This is a genomic window from Bradyrhizobium zhanjiangense, assembly GCF_004114935.1.
In the GTDB taxonomy this organism is placed as follows: domain Bacteria; phylum Pseudomonadota; class Alphaproteobacteria; order Rhizobiales; family Xanthobacteraceae; genus Bradyrhizobium; species Bradyrhizobium zhanjiangense.
In genome coordinates, this window is the sequence record NZ_CP022221.1 from 6,445,014 (window position 1) to 6,460,053 (window position 15,040).

A 15,040-nucleotide genomic window follows, 5' to 3' on the forward strand; every position below is an offset into this window, starting at 1 on the left:
GGGCCCGATGAACGCCTATGTCGGAACACCAACCTCCCGCGTCGATGGCCGGGCCAAGGTCACCGGCGCCGCCAAATATGCCGGCGAATTCGCAGCAGACCATCTCCTGCATGGCTTCGTCGTCGAGGCCACCATTCCGCGCGGGCGCATCGCTCGGCTTGACCCCAGCGCGGCGCTGAAGGTGAAGGGCGTGGTCGACGTGCTCACCCATGCTCATCGCCCGCCCCTCGCCGACAAGGACGAAGCCTGGAAGGACGAGGTGGCACCGGAGAAGGGCTCGCCCTTCCGGCCGCTCTATGACGACAGGATCAAGTTCAACGGCCAGCCGATCGCGCTGGTCGTGGCGGAGGATTGGGAAACCGCCAAATTCGCCGCAACCCGCGTTCGCGTTGAATACAAGCAGGAGGCGTTTGCGACCGATCTCGAATCCGAACGCGGCAAGGCTGCCAAAGTGGATCAGCCGCACAAGCCACGCGGTGACGCGGCAGCAGCGCTGACGCGGGCGGCCGTCCATCACGAGGCGGACTATGTCATTCCGAGCGAGCATCACAACCCAATGGAGCTGTATGCGACGACGGCCATCTGGGACGGCAACGGCAGGCTTACAGTTTATGACAAGACCCAAGGCGTCCAGAACGTCCAGAAGTTTCTCTGCAGCGTTTTCGGAAAGAAGCCGGACGACATCCGCGTGCTCTCGCCCTATGTCGGCGGTGCCTTCGGCTCCGGTCTGCGGCCGCAATACCAGGTGGTCTTGGCAACGCTTGGCGCGCTTGCACTGAAACGATCTGTCCGTGTCGTCCTGACACGGCAGCAGATGTACGGCTTGGGCTACCGTCCCATGACCATCGAGCACGTTGCGCTCGGCGCAAAGCCTGACGGCACGCTCGATGCCGTCACCCACGAAGCCATTGCCGTCACCTCGCGGTTTGAGGATTTCTCGCGCAACGATACCGGCTGGGGGGAGCAGCTCTACAAGAGCCACAACAGCCGCCTCTCCCATAAGCTCGTCAACCTCGACGTCGCCACCCCCTGCGACATGCGCGCGCCGGGCGCGGCATCAGGCGTCTGCGCGCTCGAATGCGCCATGGACGAATTGGCCGTCGCGCTCAAGCTCGACCCGATCGAGCTGCGGCTGAAGTGCTACTCGGATCTCGACCAGAGCGGGGATCTGCCCTACACCAGCAAGCAGTTGCGCGCATGCTACGCCAGGGGTGCAGAAGCCTTCGGCTGGGCCCGGCGCAATCCCGCGCCGCGCTCCATGCGCGACGGCAACGACCTTGTCGGCTGGGGCATGGCGACAGGCGTCTGGGAGGCGCTGCAGATGCCGGTCGCCGTCCGCATCGTTCTGACGTCGAACGGCCATGCCGAGGTCTCCTGTGCCGCATCTGATATCGGCACCGGCACCTACACCATCGTGTCGCAAGTAGCGGCCGATGCGCTCGGCCTGCCGATCGAGAACATCAGCGTCAAGCTCGCGGACTCGACCCTGCCGCAGGCGCCGGTGGAAGGCGGCTCGTGGATGGCCGCCTCGAGCGCGCACGCCGTGTTAGGAGCGGCCGAGGAGATTCGCCGGGAGCTCGCGCGTCACGCCAAGGCGATGCCTGCCTCGCCACTCGGCGGCGTCGATGCGCCGGACCTCATTCTCGTCGACGGAACTATCGCCAAGGCCGGCGACAGGAGCCGCGCCATCTCGATCGCTGATGCAATGCACCATGGCAAGCTCGAGCGGATCGAGAAGCAGAAGCTCAACGAGTTCGCCGAGGACAAGTCGCATGCCCGCAACACGCATTCGGCGGTTTTCGCCGAGGTGAAGATCGACGAGCAGCTCGGCGTCATCCGCGTCGCGCGGGTCGTGAGCGCGGTCGCCGCCGGGCGCATCCTGAACACCAAGACGGGCCGCAGCCAGATCATGGGCGGCGTGGTCTGGGGAATCGGAATGGCGCTGCACGAGGAGACGGTGATGGATCACCGCTTCGGCCGCATCATGAACGCGAATATCGCCGAGTACCACATTCCCGTGAATGCCGACATTCACGACATCGACGTCATTTTCGTCGACGAGCCCGACGACCGGATCAACAGGCTCGGCGTCAAGGGCCTCGGCGAGATCGGCATCGTCGGCGTGCCTGCGGCGATTGCGAACGCCGTCTATCATGCCACCGGCAAGCGCATCCGGCGCTTCCCGATCACGCTGGACAAGCTGATCGACTGAGCGGGCGCGTCGTCGTGCTGTTTGCGACGAGTATCTCCACACGAGCCCGAATAGATGATCGTCACCCTGAGGTGCCGATATGCGGTGCGGACGCACCGCATATCGGCCTCGAAGGGCGACAACAGCCCAGCCGCTGCATCCCGGCCGTTCATCCTTCGAGGCTTCCCGATGGGACGCTCCGCGCCCCATCACTCGCGCCTCAGGATGACGGATCGAGTTTAGGCGCCGCAGGCCGGTCTCGCTCCTGTCATCCAGCTGTCATCGAATGTGCCGAGAGCTGTATCTCTCGCACATTCGGGACCCGACATGGACTATTTCAAGCGCTTCAACTTCCTGTTCGCCGCACCTGTATTCGACGCCGACGATCTCGAAGGCGTCCGTTTCAATCAGATCATAGAGGAGATCCAGCGCTCCGGCTTCGAGGTGGTCCGAGCCCGCAAGCTGGAGGATGCCGAGATGGCGGTGCAGACCGATGCCGCGATCGGCTGCATGGTGGTGGACTGGGGCAAGAAGGGCCTCGAGGGCAGGACCTCGGCGCTGATCAATCTGATGCGGCGCCGGGGCCTCGATTTCCCCATCATCCTCTTGATCCGTCGCAAGCGGTTCGAGGATTTGCCGGTCGAAGTGCTCGATTTCATCGACGGTTATGTCTTCCTGTCGGAGGAGACGCCGACCTTCATCGCCAAGAACCTGATCAGCCGGCTGAAGCAATATGCCGAGACGCTGAAGACGCCGTTCTTCGGTGCGCTGGTCGACTATGCCGAGGAAGGCAACCAGCTCTGGACCTGTCCGGGGCACAATGGCGGTGTGTTCTACAACCGCAGCCCGATCGGGCGCGTCTTCGTCGAGCATCTCGGCGAGTCCGTGTTCCGCGACGACCTCGACAATTCCGTGCTCGATCTCGGCGACCTCCTCACCCATGAAGGGCCCGCGCTGAAGGCGCAGAAGGAAGCCGCCCAGATCTTCGGCGCGGAGAAGACTTATTTCGTGCTCAACGGCACCTCGACCTCGAACAAGGTCGCGCTCGGCGCGCTCGTCACTGACGGCGACCTCGTGCTGTTCGATCGCAACAACCACAAGGCCGCCCATCACGGCGCACTGATGATCAATGGCGGTGTCCCGGTCTACGTGCCGACCATCCGCAACGCCTGGGGCCTGATCGGACCGATGCGCTGGGACATGCTCGATGAGAAGGCCTTGCGCGAGACGATCCGCAATCACCCGCTGGTCACCGACAAGGACGCCTGGCGCAAGGAGCGGCCGTTCCGCGTCGCCGTGGTCGAGCAGTGCACCTATGACGGCTCGATCCACAGCGCCGACATGATCCTGAAACGGATCGGCCATCTCTGCGAGTACATCCTGTTCGACGAGGCCTGGGCCGGCTTCATGAAATTCCACCCGCTCTATGCAGGCCGCTTCGCCATGGGCCTGGCCAACCTTCCGCCCGAGGCGCCCGGCATCATCGCGACGCAGTCGACCCACAAGCAGCTCGCAAGCTTTTCGCAGGCATCCCAAATCCACATCAAGGACCGCCATATCCGCGGCCAGAAGCGGCGCGTCGAGCACCGCCGCTTCAACGAGAGCTTCATGCAGCACGCGTCCACGTCACCGTTCTATCCGCTGTTCGCCTCGCTCGACGTCGGCGCACAGATGATGAAGGGCCGCTCCGGCGAAGTGCTGTGGGACGACACGATCCGCCTCGGCATCGAGCTGCGCAAGAAGATCCGCGCGATGCGCCGGGAGTTCGAGGAGAAGGAGCAGAATCCGGACCGACGCTGGTTCTTCGAGCCGTTCGTCCCGGATCGCGTCGCCATTCCCGATGTCAGCCGCCCTGGCGCTGCGCACAACGTCGCGTGGGAAACGCTCTCGACCGACGAGCTCGCCACCAATCCCGCGCTGTGGCAGCTCTCCCCCGACAGCACCTGGCATGGTTTCCCCGGCCTCACCGAAGGCTTTGCCATGACCGACCCGAACAAGCTGACGCTGCTGACGCCTGGTTTCGACCGCAGCACCGGCGCCTATGCCGAGCACGGCATCCCCGCACCGGTCGTCGCGCAATATCTGCGCGAGAACCGCATCGTCCCCGAGAAGAACGACCTCAACTCCCTGCTCTTCCTGCTCACGCCCGGCGTCGAGGCCAGCAAGGCCGGCACGTTGATCTCCGGCCTCGTCGCGTTCAAGAAGCTGCACGACGACAACGCGCTTCTGGCCGACGTCATCCCCGAGTTCAACCAGCGGCGGCAGGCGCGCTATGCCGGCGTGCGACTGCGCGACCTCTGTGGCGAGATGCACCGCTTCTTCCGCGCCGCCGATGTCAGCGCGCTCCAGGCGCGGCAGTTCATGCCCGAGCACATGCCTGAGATAGCGATGCCGCCCCGCGAAGCCGCGCGCTATCTGTTCCGCAACGACGTCGATTATCTGCCGATCGAAGCGATCGCGGGCCGCATCGCCACCACGCCCTTCGTGGTCTATCCGCCCGGCATCGCCACCATCGTTCCGGGCGAAAGGCTTACGGAACGAGCCAAGCCCATGATCGACTATCTCAGGATGTTCGAGACCTGCTTCAACACGTTCCCAGGATTCGATGTCGAAATCCAAGGCGTCTACAAGGAGATCGATGCGAACGGCCGCATCGGGCTCTATACTTATGTCGTTGCCGAGTAGGTGCCGATGAACGAAACAGCGATCGCGCACACAGGTGACGAACAGGTCCGGATCCGCGCCTCACGCGAAAGCGATGTCGAGGCGATGCTGGCGATCTACCGCGATCACGTCCGCAATGGCGTGCCGCGCGATGTCGAGGGAACCGGCGCGCCCGAGCCGGACGATCTGCGCGACCGACGCAAGAACCTGAAGCAGACCCGCCTGCCGCATCTGGTCGCGACCTCTCGCGGCGAAGTGGTCGGCTATGCCTATGCCGTGCTGTTCCGCAAACGGCCGGCCTATCGCTACACCGCCAAGCATTCCATCTACGTCCACCACAGGCATCTCGCCCGCGGGATCGGACGGCTGCTGCTCCAGGAACTGATCGATGCCTGTGCGGCGGCCGGATTCCGCCAGATGATCGGCTATATCGATGCCGACAACGCGCCCTCGCTGGCGCTGCACGAGAAGTTCGGCTTCGCGCGCGCCGGCCTGCTCTGCGGCGTCGCCTATCGCCACGGCCGCTGGTCCGATACCGTGATGGTGCAGCGGTCGCTCGGCGCAGGCACGACAGCACCTCCGCCCATCACGGCGCCCGGCCGGTAGGCTTTCACGACGGAAAATCGGCCGGTCTGACCTGGATGCGGTCGGCATGCAGGGACCAATGATGCAAGGCTTGATCCTTGCAGAACTTCGCCTTGGCCCGCTCCTTGGCCTCGTCCTCGTCAGCGGCGTCGATCTCGAGCGTCCCCTGGCAGACCTCGATCTGCCGGCCGTACTGACCGAGCACGTCCTTCATGAACCTGACGACATAAGTTGACATGGGACCTCCTGGTGCCCCCGGTCAGCCCCGGCGGCACTCTAATCCCATTTAGGCCGGACAGGGAAAGGAGATTTTGACGCGGATCAAGGTCGGGACGCTGTTTTCTTCGCTCCGTCATTCCGGGGCGGCTCGCAGGGCCGAGCCCGGAATGACGAGGAAGAGAGGGTAGCTGTCCTATCCCGGCGTCACGCCGAACGCCTGCTTGAAGCGCTCCGCATAGTGCGGCCAGACCTCGGGATTGATGATGCGCGGCGGGCGCTTGCCGTCCAGGACATCCAGCACCTGCTCGGCGGCGATGCGGCCCATGTTCTGGCGCGCCTCGATCGTCACGCCGGCGGTATGGGGGCTCGCCAGCACGTTGTCGAGCTGGAGCAGCGGATGCTCCGGCGGCGGCGGTTCCTTGGACCAGACGTCGAGACCAGCGCCGGCGATGCGCTTGTCGCGCAACGCCTGGAGCAGCGCGTCCTCGTCGTGGATGAAGCCGCGCGCCGTGGTGATGAAATAGGCATGCGGCTGCATCAGCGCGAATTCACGCACGCTGATCATGTTGCGGCTGCCCTTGTTGAGCGGACAGGAGATCGAGACGAAATCGGCGCGGCGCAGGAGCTCGTCGAGTTCGACCTTCTCCCCGCCCCGCTCGGCCATCACCTCGGCCGACAGATAGGGATCATAGGCCAGCACTTTCATGCCGAGCAGGCCCTTGCACAGCGCGGCGATGCGGCGGCCGACATTGCCGAGCCCGATGATGCCGACGGTCTTGTGCTCGACCTCGTTGCCCACGAGCTCGTTGCGGTTGACGTCGCGCTCGCGGCGCAGCCTGCGGTCCGACTGGATGATGCGCTTGGACAGCGTCAACATCATCGCCAGCGCATGCTCGGCGACCGAATGGGCGTTGCCGCCGGACTGATTGACGACCACGACGCCGGCGGCTGTGCAGGCCTCGACGTCGACCGGGTCGAAGCCGGCGCCGTTGCTGGAGACGAGCAGCAAATTCGGCGCGCACTTCAGGAAAGCGGCATCGACATGGAAATGCGGGGCGAGCTCGTCGCGGGCGGCGCCGACCTGGTAGACATGGGTAGCGCCGAGGAGCGGCGCATAGACCTCTTCGGAGCTGCCGTTCTCGATGCGATCGAGCCGGACGTCGGACCGCGCCTTGAGGATGTCGATATAGATCGGATTGGCCAAATAATTGGAGTAGACGACACGCTTGCTGTTGACCGACATCAGGACCCTTCCGGCTCTCCGGGATCAGCAAGGCCAGCGCGGCGCGCGCCCCCTCCGTGCTTCCTCCCACTTTTTCGTTGCCGCACTTATGACATGGCGGTGCCGGCCACGGCAGGCCGTCTGGCGCAGATCACGGTGCCGGCTTGGACATGTTGACAATCCCGCCCGCTGCGTCAAGTTCAGCGGAGCGCCGCGACGGCCGAAGACCAATAAGCATACAACGCGGCTCAAGGGAGAACGCAATGGCGATTGCGGAGCAGCAGACCTCGCCGCAGGCGACGCACGGGGCCGGCGAAAGAAGCTGGCATGACATCGTCCTGCAAACCCTGAAGCGGAACGAGATCAGCCTCATCCCTTACGTGCCCGATCGGGTGCTGACACCGCTGATCCGGAACCTGCACGCCGATCCCTTCTTCACCACCTTTGCCACCGCCCGCGAGGAGGAGGCGGTCGGCATCGTCTCGGGCGCCTGGATGGGCGGCCGCCGCGGCGCGGTGCTGATGCAGACCTCGGGTTTTGCGACGCTCGCCAACGTATTGGCCTCGCTCGCAGTGCCCTACCAGATTCCACTGATCATGTTCGTGTCCGAGCGCGGCACGCTCGGCGAGTTCAACTACGGCCAGTCGCTGGTCTGCCGCACCATGCGCCCGGTCCTGGACTCGCTGGCGCTGGAGCATCACACCATCACCCGGCTCGACGAGCTCGAATTCATCACGGACCGCTCGATCAAGCAGGCCGTCACCACGCAGGCGCCGGTGGCGCTGATCCTGAGCCCGCTGCTCACCGGGGGCAAGGTGTTCGACAAGTGAGGCCGGCCAAATGAGCTCAAATCTGAATGCGCGCAACACCAAGGTGATGAACCGTTTCGACGTCACTTCGCGCCTGATCGCCAAGCTTGGGAACGAGGAAGCGGTGATCGGCGGCATCGGCAACACCAATTTCGATCTCTGGGCCGCCGGCCACCGCCCGCAGAATTTTTACATGCTGGGCAGCATGGGCCTCGCCTTCCCGATCGGGCTCGGGGTGGCGCTGGCGCAGCCCGACCGCCGCGTCTTCGCGCTGGAAGGCGACGGCTCGCTGCTGATGCAGCTCGGCGCACTCTCGACGATTGCAGCCCTGAAGCCGAAGAACCTCACGATGATCGTGATGGACAATGGCATCTACCAAATTACCGGCGCGCAACCGACACCGGCCGCTGATGTCGCCGACATCGTCGCCATCGCCGTCGGGTCCGGCCTCGCCAACAGCGCCTGGGCCGCGGACGAGGAGGATTTCGAGCGCCTGGTCGAGAATGCGATGGCGGCTGCCGAGCCGAGCCTGATCGCGGTCCGGATCGACGACAAGCCGGGCGTCGGCACCACCCGGCGCGACCCCGTGCAGATACGGGAACGCTTCATGCACGGCCTCGGCGTGCGCGAGCCACTTTAATATTTCGTCATTAACTACACGTCGATCTGATAGCGGGACTATACGGCCCGGTGCAAATCTGTGCTAAGCGAGCCGGATGTCCCTTTTGGTTCGTTCATTTGCCTGGCTGCTCGCGGCCGCCGTCACATTCGCAACCCTTGGTCCCCCCGGCCTGCGGCCGCATTCCGACTTCGGCCAGGACGGCGAACATGCGCTCGCCTTCATCCTGGTGGGACTGGCCTTCGGCCTTGCCTATCGGCAGCGACGCCTACTGACCGCAGCGGCCGCGGTCGTACTGATCGGCGTCCTCGAACTGATGCAATTTTGGGCACCCGGGCGCCATGCACGGCTGGAGGATTTTCTGGTCGACGCGCTCACGGCTTGCCTCGGCTTTGCGCTCGCGGCCGCCGCCGATTGGGCCACCGCCCGGCTTCGCGCAAATTCGATCCTGACGAGCGAAGGCCCCGCGGAGTGACGCTCCGCAGGGCCCATTTTATCAGCGCGCAGCTTGCGCAGATCAGTCGATGATCTTGACGACACGGCGCGTGCGCGGCTCGACGATCACGCGGCGATCGTTCACGACCGCGTAGCGATACTCCGTGTAATTCGGCACAGGACGCAGCACCACGGTCGGCGGCAGCGGCTCGCCAACCACGACGCGCTCGCGGATCACCACTGAATCATCGCGCGGGATTCCGCCCAAAACCGCATTCGGAATTTCCAAACCTGCGCCAACGGCCGCACCGACGGTGCCGCCGACTATCGCGCCGACCGGCCCGCCGATGTCGCCACCCGCACGCGCGCCTTCCGCAGCGCCTTGGGCGGTCGTCGACTGAGCAAAGGCTGCGCTCGACGCCAGCAGCGACGCAGCAGCCAACGTAATCGCAAGACGGGTTTTCATGTCCTTACGTCTCCAGTGATTGTTATGCGCCTTCAACCGCGGGGCCGGAGCATTGTTCCGGTTCCCCGACGGCCAAGGACGCGTCAATTCTGGACACTGTTAGCCGGTAACAGACTAGGCCACGGCGATCTCGTGCCCCGCCATTAGTTCCAGCGCCCGCACCATCGCCGAATGATCCCAGGCCTTGCCGCCATGAGCTGTGCAGGACGAGAACAATTGCTGCGCCACCGCCGTGCTCGGCAGCGAGAGACCGAGGGCACGCGCGCCTTCGAGCGCGAGGTTGAGATCCTTCTGGTGCAGCTCGATGCGGAAGCCGGGATCGAAATTGCGCTTCACCATGCGCTCGCCATGCACTTCGAGAATCCGCGATGATGCAAAACCGCCCATCAGCGCCTGCCGCACCAGCGCCGGATCCGCGCCGGCTTTCGACGCAAACAACAGCGCCTCGCTCACCGCCTCGATCGTCAGCGCGACGATGATCTGGTTGGCGACCTTCGTCGTCTGCCCGTCGCCATTGGCCCCGACCCTGGTGACGTTCTTGCCCATCTTGTCGAACACCGGCTTCATGGTGTTGAAGGCCCGCTCGGGCCCGCCGACCATGATGGTGAGGCTCGCCGCCTTGGCGCCGACCTCGCCACCTGACACTGGCGCGTCCAAATAATCCGCACCGAGCGCCTCGATCTTCTTGGCGAACTCCTTCGTTGCCAGCGGCGAGATCGAGCTCATGTCGACAACGATCTTGCCCTTGGAGATGCCGCTCGCCACACCGTCCTTGCCGAACAACACGGCTTCCACATGCGGCGTGTCCGGCACCATGATGATGACCGCCTCCGCCTCTTCGGCGACCTGCTTGCTGGATTTGCACGCGACGCCACCGGCCGCGATCAGATCGGGCGCGACCGGCGCGGCATCATGCAGGAAAACGCGATGGCCCGCCGCCAGGAGATGGCCGGCCATCGGCCGTCCCATGGTGCCAAGTCCGATGAAGCCGATGTTGGTCATATCCATCTCTCTCAGTTGAATTAGCGAAATATCATCTCTGCGGTCGGTGCTTGCGGAAGAGGTCGGCGCGGAGCGCCGGGTGAGGGTTCTATCCGCTTGGGGATTCTCGATGCACGAACCCCATCGCGGGGAGAACCCCTCACCCCGGCCCTCTCCCGCAAGCGGGAGAGGGAGTGCACCGTCGCTGTGGCTACGCTCTCACGTCTCGAACGTCTGCGCCGCGTGCCACGAGAGTCCTTCCAGCGTCGTGGTGCGCGGCTTGTATTCGCAGCCGATCCAGCCGCGATAGCCGATCGCGTCGAGGTGGCGGAACAGGAAGGGATAGTTGATCTCGCCGGTGCCGGGCTCGTGGCGGCCGGGATTGTCGGCAAGCTGGATGTGGGCGATCTGGGGCAGATATTCCTGCATGGTGCGGGCGAGATCGCCCTCCATGATCTGCATGTGATAGATGTCGTACTGGATGAACAGATTGTTCGACCGCACTTCGGAGATCAGCTGCACCGCCTGCTCGGTGCCGTTGAGGTAGAAGCCGGGAATGTCGAGCGAGTTGATCGGCTCGACCAGCAGCTTGATGTTCTCCCGCGCCAGCGTCGAGGCCGCAAAGCGCAAGTTTCCAACCAGCGTCTCATTGAGCTGGCGACGGTCGGCATCGGCCGGCGCGATGCCGACGAGGCAATTGAGCTGCTCGCAATCGAGCGCCTTGGCGTAGTCGATGGCGCGGAACACGCCGTCGCGGAATTCGGCGGTGCGTTCGGGCAGGATCGCGATGCCGCGCTCGCCCGCCGCCCAGTTGCCGGCCGGCAAATTGTGCAGCACCTGCGTGAGGCCGTGCGCCTCGAGCTGCTCACGCAGCTGCGCCTTGTCGAAATCATAGGGAAAGAGATACTCGACCCCGGAAAAGCCCGCCGCCTTCGCAGCAGTGAAGCGGTCGAGAAACGGCATCTCGTTGAAGAGCATGGTGAGATTGGCGGCGAATTTCGGCATGATGCTTTTCCCTTATTCTGCCGGCTGCAACACGCCAGGTCGAGCGCTTCCGACCTCGTCGAGCGGCAGATCGAGCACTTCCTCGAACTCGACGATGTTGTCGATCTCCGTGCCCATGGCGATGTTGGTGACGCGTTCGAGAATGAATTCGACCACGACGGGCACGCGATGCTTTGCCATCAGTTCACGCGCCGTCGCGAACGCAGCCTGCGTGTCCTTCGGGTCGGTGACGCGGATCGCCTTGCAGCCGAGGCCTTCGGCGATCGCAACATGGTCGACGCCATAGACGCCGATCTCGGGCGCGTTGATGTTCTCGAAAGAGAGCTGGACGTGATAGTCCATGTCGAAGCCGCGCTGCGCCTGGCGGATCAGGCCGAGATAGGAATTGTTCACGACGACGTGGATGTAGGGCAGATTGAACTGCGCGCCGACCGCAAGCTCCTCGATCAGGAACTGGAAGTCGTAATCGCCCGACAGTGCGACGATCTCACGCTCCGGACACGCCGCACGCACCCCGAGCGCTGCCGGCAGCGTCCAGCCGAGCGGCCCGGCCTGCCCGGCATTGATCCAGTTGCGCGGCTTGTAAACGCCGAGGAATTGCGCGCCGGCGATCTGCGACAAGCCGATCACGGTGACATAAGTGGTGTCGCGGCCGAAGGCCTTGTTCATCTCTTCATAGACGCGCTGCGGCTTGATCGGGACATTGTCGAAATGGCTCTTGCGCAGCATCGTCTTCTTGCGATCGCGGCAGGACGCGGGCCACGCCTGGCGCTCGCGGAGCCTGCCTGACCGGCGCCACTCCCTGGCGACGGTGACGAACAATTCGAGCGCAGCCTTCGCGTCCGAGACGATGCCGAGGTCGGGATTGAACACGCGCCCGATCTGCGTCGGCTCGATATCCACGTGAACGAATTTACGACCCTTGGTGTAGGTCTCGACCGAGCCGGTGTGGCGATTGGCCCAGCGGTTGCCGATGCCGAGCACGAAATCGGATTCCAGCAGCGTGGCGTTGCCGTAGCGGTGGCTGGTCTGAAGCCCGACCATGCCGGCCATCAGCACGTGATCGTCGGGGATCGCCCCCCACCCCATCAGCGTCGGCACCACAGGCACGTTGGCGATCTCGGCGAATTCCACCAGCAGATCCGAGGCATCGGCGTTGATGATGCCGCCGCCCGCGACGATCAGCGGACGCTCGGCAGCATTGAGCATCTCCAGCGCCTTCTCGACCTGCTTGCGCGTCGCAGCCGGCTTGTAGACCGGCAGCGGCTCATAGGTTTCGTCGTCGAACTCGATCTCGGCGAGCTGCACATCGAGCGGCATGTCGATCAGCACCGGACCCGGGCGGCCGGAGCGCATGACATGGAAGGCCTGGCTGAACACGCGCGGCACCAGCGCGGGCTCGCGCACCGTCACTGCCCATTTGGTCACCGGCTTTGCGATCGACTCGATGTCGACCGCCTGGAAGTCTTCCTTGTAGAGCCGTGCCCGAGGCGCCTGTCCGGTGATGCAGAGGATCGGAATGGAATCGGCGATGGCCGAATAGAGCCCGGTGATCATGTCGGTGCCGGCCGGCCCCGAAGTGCCGATGCAGACGCCGATATTTCCGGCCTTGGCCCGCGTATACCCTTCCGCCATGTGCGAAGCGCCCTCGACATGGCGCGCCAGGATGTGGCGGATCGAGCCGCGCTTCTTCAGCGCCGAGTAAAGCGGATTGATTGCAGCGCCGGGAACCCCGAAGGCAGTGGAGATGCCTTCCTTCTCCAGAATACGCACGGCTGCATCGACGGCTCGCATCTTCGCCATATCGGACCTCGCTTGGTTGCGTCAGCGAGCGAGATGATCGGGCGCGCAAGATGCGATCTCAACGAGATCGATTTTATTTTCCACGATGTGGCAGCCGCGGAAAAATCGCGGCGGTCTCAACTGGTTAGATGAAGAAATGCGTGAAAGCGCCTCACTCGAACAGCGGCGCCAGCTCCATCTGCGGCACCAGCACGAGGCCCTTGTCGGTGATACGAATTTCCGGAATGACCGATAGCGGAATCAAATTGAAGCCCATGTAAGGGATGGTGCAGCCGGCCTCGGCCCATTCCTTCTTGAGCGCCTTGACCTCTTCGGCCACTTCCGTGACGCGCTTATCCGAGAGCAGGCCCGCAATCGGCAGCGGGACCAGTGCCCTCACCTTGCCGTCGGCCACCACACAGACGCCACCCTGGCGCTCCCTGATCGCTGATATCGCGACCTGCATATCGCCCTCGTTGGTTCCAGCGACGATGATGTTGTGGCTGTCGTGCCCAACGCTTGAGGCGACCGCGCCGCGCTTGAGGCCAAAATCCTTCAACAGGCCGTACGCGACGTTGCCGGCGGACTTGCCGTGGCGCTCGACCACGGTAACGAAACACAGGCCGTAGCGCGCGAACAGCGAGGGCCAGTCCTTGGCGGGCTCGATCGCGACCTTCTCGTGGATCAGCGTGATGCCGGGCAGCGCAGTCTTGATCGCATTGACGGTGCAAGCCTTTGCCGGCAGTTCCGGGGTCAGCTTGACCTTCTCGGGCAGTTTCACGGTGGCATAAGCAGTCTTCGGATACTGATAGCGCTCCGACAGCGCCTGATCGAGCCGAGAGGTGATCTTGCCGTGCTCGACCACGAGCTCGCCGCCATACCAGGTGCATTGCGGCTTGAGCTGATCGTCCATCAGCACGAGATCGGCGCGGCGGCCACCACCGAGCCCGCCGATATCGCCGTCCATGGCGAAGCGCGTGGCACCATGCAGCGAGCCCATCGACCAGGCCTGCTCCGGCGACATGCCCGCCTTCACCGCTTCGCGCACCACCCAATCGAGGCCGAACAGCAGCAGGTCGTCGGCATCGCGGTCGTCGGTGCAGACCGCCGCGCGCTTGTGCGAGGCCCCGAGCTCGGTGATGGTCCGGATCGCCTGCGGCAGCGAATGCCAGGGCGTCGTCGGCGGCCCCCCGCGCAGAAATACCCAGACGCCGGCGTCGAGCAGGTCGTCGGCGATGTCGCGGTCGATCGCCTCGTGCGTGTCGGTGACGCCGCTCGCCGCATACGCCGCGACGAATTCGCGGCCATAGACGTGACCGGACACCGGCCGTCCCCGCTTCAACGCTGCCGCCAGGATGGCGTGGCTGCGCTCGTCGCCCATCGTCACCGGGACAAAGTCCATCTTCTCGCCGAGCGCGACCGCTTCGGGCCAGCGGTCGAACAGGCCGGCGATCTTCTCCGGCGTGAGATCGCCGCCCGCGGTCTCCAACTCCGCCGACGTTGCCGGCACCGTGCTCGGCACTGTCAAAAAGATCGAGAGCGGCGCCTGGCGCGCATCTTCCAGCATCGCCTCGACACCGGCGACGTCCATGACGTTGCCGATCTCGTGGCTGTCGCAGAAGATCGTGGTAGTGCCGTTGAGCAGCGCGGCCTCCGCATAGGCGCAAGCCGTCACCATCGAGGATTCGATGTGGATGTGGGGATCGACGAGGCCGGGCGCGATGATGCCGCCGGCCGCGTCATAGAGCGGCATGCCACTCCACACCTTCTTCGCTGCACCGGCCGGCTTCACCGCGGCGATGCGGCCGCCTGTGATCCAGACCTCCCGTCCCGGATGGATGCGCTCCGAATAAGTCGAGAGCGCCCGCGCGCCCGATATGACGAGATCAGGCGCGACGCGGGCCGAGGCGACGTCGGCGAGGCGCCGTGTCATGCTGTGCAGCGGCGCGACGGAGAAACGGGTGAGTTTGGTCATGTGGGCTCTCGCGGAGATTGGACAGCCCAGCGATGGTTGCCTCCGGCGGAGGCAGGAGCAACTCAAATAAAACGGCACCCGTGCTTA

The 15,040-nt window shown here is 64.5% G+C and carries 13 protein-coding genes; 6 read left to right on the forward strand and 7 right to left on the reverse strand.

Annotated elements, in window-relative coordinates; all coding sequences use genetic code 11:
• Positions 1-7 precede the first annotated feature (7 nt).
• From XH85_RS31025 to XH85_RS31035, 3 genes are all read left to right on the forward strand, one after another.
• Positions 8-2,212 (forward strand): xanthine dehydrogenase family protein molybdopterin-binding subunit, encoded by a 2,205-nt coding sequence (locus XH85_RS31025; RefSeq protein ID WP_128934882.1) that lies wholly within the window; start codon positions 8-10, stop codon positions 2,210-2,212.
• 306 nt (positions 2,213-2,518) lie between these two features.
• A complete protein-coding gene (locus tag XH85_RS31030) occupies positions 2,519-4,876 on the forward strand; it encodes an Orn/Lys/Arg family decarboxylase (RefSeq protein WP_128934883.1) in 2,358 nt (785 codons plus the stop codon).
• A gap of 6 nt (positions 4,877-4,882) precedes the next feature.
• On the forward strand, positions 4,883-5,461 hold the full coding sequence (locus tag XH85_RS31035; RefSeq protein ID WP_164934550.1) for a GNAT family N-acetyltransferase: 579 nt from the start codon (positions 4,883-4,885) through the stop codon (positions 5,459-5,461).
• 4 nt (positions 5,462-5,465) lie between these two features.
• Here XH85_RS31035 and XH85_RS45450 read toward each other — a convergent pair whose 3' ends face one another.
• The gene (locus XH85_RS45450) at positions 5,466-5,678 is read right to left on the reverse strand and encodes a hypothetical protein (protein ID WP_164934549.1); all 213 of its coding nucleotides are present in this window, start codon (positions 5,676-5,678) and stop codon (positions 5,466-5,468) included.
• Between the two features lie 174 nt (positions 5,679-5,852).
• The gene (locus XH85_RS31045) at positions 5,853-6,902 is read right to left on the reverse strand and encodes a hydroxyacid dehydrogenase (RefSeq protein ID WP_128934885.1); all 1,050 of its coding nucleotides are present in this window, start codon (positions 6,900-6,902) and stop codon (positions 5,853-5,855) included.
• 242 nt (positions 6,903-7,144) lie between these two features.
• Here XH85_RS31045 and XH85_RS31050 point away from each other — a divergent pair, with 242 nt between their 5' ends.
• The 3 genes from XH85_RS31050 to XH85_RS31060 all read left to right on the forward strand — a co-directional run bounded on the left by XH85_RS31050 (position 7,145) and on the right by XH85_RS31060 (position 8,784).
• On the forward strand, positions 7,145-7,711 hold the full coding sequence (locus tag XH85_RS31050) for a thiamine pyrophosphate-binding protein (RefSeq protein ID WP_128934886.1): 567 nt from the start codon (positions 7,145-7,147) through the stop codon (positions 7,709-7,711).
• 10 nt (positions 7,712-7,721) lie between these two features.
• On the forward strand, positions 7,722-8,330 hold the full coding sequence (locus XH85_RS31055; protein ID WP_128934887.1) for a thiamine pyrophosphate-dependent enzyme: 609 nt from the start codon (positions 7,722-7,724) through the stop codon (positions 8,328-8,330).
• Between the two features lie 76 nt (positions 8,331-8,406).
• A complete protein-coding gene (locus tag XH85_RS31060) occupies positions 8,407-8,784 on the forward strand; it encodes a VanZ family protein (protein WP_128934888.1) in 378 nt (125 codons plus the stop codon).
• A 42-nt stretch (positions 8,785-8,826) separates the two neighbouring features.
• On the opposite strand, the gene XH85_RS31065 is transcribed toward XH85_RS31060, so the two are convergent.
• The 5 genes from XH85_RS31065 to XH85_RS31085 all read right to left on the reverse strand — a co-directional run bounded on the left by XH85_RS31065 (position 8,827) and on the right by XH85_RS31085 (position 14,953).
• Positions 8,827-9,210, reverse strand: coding sequence for a DUF1236 domain-containing protein (locus tag XH85_RS31065; RefSeq protein ID WP_128934889.1), 384 nt, complete (start codon positions 9,208-9,210; stop codon positions 8,827-8,829).
• A 114-nt stretch (positions 9,211-9,324) separates the two neighbouring features.
• Positions 9,325-10,227 carry a 2-hydroxy-3-oxopropionate reductase gene (locus tag XH85_RS31070; protein ID WP_276486197.1) on the reverse strand — a complete coding sequence of 301 codons (903 nt, stop codon included), beginning with the start codon at positions 10,225-10,227 and terminating at the stop codon, positions 9,325-9,327.
• 183 nt (positions 10,228-10,410) lie between these two features.
• Positions 10,411-11,196, reverse strand: a complete 786-nt coding sequence (hyi, locus tag XH85_RS31075; protein WP_128934891.1) for a hydroxypyruvate isomerase — start codon at positions 11,194-11,196, stop codon at positions 10,411-10,413.
• A 12-nt stretch (positions 11,197-11,208) separates the two neighbouring features.
• Positions 11,209-12,999 (reverse strand): glyoxylate carboligase, encoded by a 1,791-nt coding sequence (gene gcl / locus XH85_RS31080; RefSeq protein ID WP_128934892.1) that lies wholly within the window; start codon positions 12,997-12,999, stop codon positions 11,209-11,211.
• 151 nt (positions 13,000-13,150) lie between these two features.
• Entirely contained in the window at positions 13,151-14,953 is a 1,803-nt protein-coding gene (locus tag XH85_RS31085; RefSeq protein WP_128934893.1) for an adenine deaminase C-terminal domain-containing protein, read from the reverse strand.
• Positions 14,954-15,040 lie beyond the last annotated feature (87 nt).